1 protein-coding gene is annotated in these 847 nt (G+C 64.1%); it reads right to left on the reverse strand.

Features of this window, described 5'->3' with window-relative positions; genetic code table 11:
- The coding region (locus J5M71_RS26035; protein ID WP_207838308.1) for a KUP/HAK/KT family potassium transporter at nt 1-847 on the reverse strand (847 nt) is incomplete at both ends.

Here is an 847-nt window from a genome sequence, read left to right on the forward strand (position 1 = left end):
CTGCTGATGAAGCTCGGCAGCGGCAGCGCGCCTTCGTCGAGGCGTTCGACCAGCAGCTGTTTGCCCCGCTTCCAGGTGGTCATCAGCACGAACAGGGCGATACCGGCGATCACCGGGAAAGCGCCGCCCTGAACGATCTTCGGTACGTTGGCGGCGAAATACAGACCATCCACCAACAGGAAGCCGATCAACACCGGCACCGCAAGGATCGGTGGCCATTTCCACAGCAGCAACATCACGGCGGACACCAGAATGGTGGTCATCAGCATGGTGCCAGTCACTGCCACGCCGTAGGCCGAGGCCAGTGCACCGGAGGATTCGAAGCCCAGCACCAACAGGACCACGCCGACCATCAGCGCCCAGTTCACCGCACCGATGTAGATCTGGCCCTGCTCGTCGCTGGAGGTGTGCTGGATGTACATGCGCGGGATGTAACCGAGCTGGATCGCCTGACGGGTCAGGGAGAACGCACCGGAAATCACCGCTTGCGAAGCGATCACCGTGGCCAGGGTCGAAAGGCCGACCAGCGGAATCAGCGCCCAGCTCGGCGCCAGCAGGTAGAACGGGTTACGCGCGGCGTCAGGGTTTTCCAGCAGCAATGCGCCCTGGCCGAAGTAGTTGAGTACCAGCGCCGGCAGCACCAGCAGAAACCAGGCGCGGGCGATCGGCTTGCGGCCGAAGTGGCCCATGTCGGCGTACAGCGCTTCGGCGCCGGTCAGCGCCAGCACAACCGCGCCGAGGATCGCTACGCCCATGCCCGGGTGCACGACGAAAAAATTCACCGCCCACATCGGGTTCAGCGCGTGCAGCACTTCCGGGGTGTGGCTGATGCCGTACACACCAAGGG

The organism is Pseudomonas sp. 43(2021), assembly GCF_017490805.1.
In the GTDB taxonomy this organism is placed as follows: domain Bacteria; phylum Pseudomonadota; class Gammaproteobacteria; order Pseudomonadales; family Pseudomonadaceae; genus Aquipseudomonas.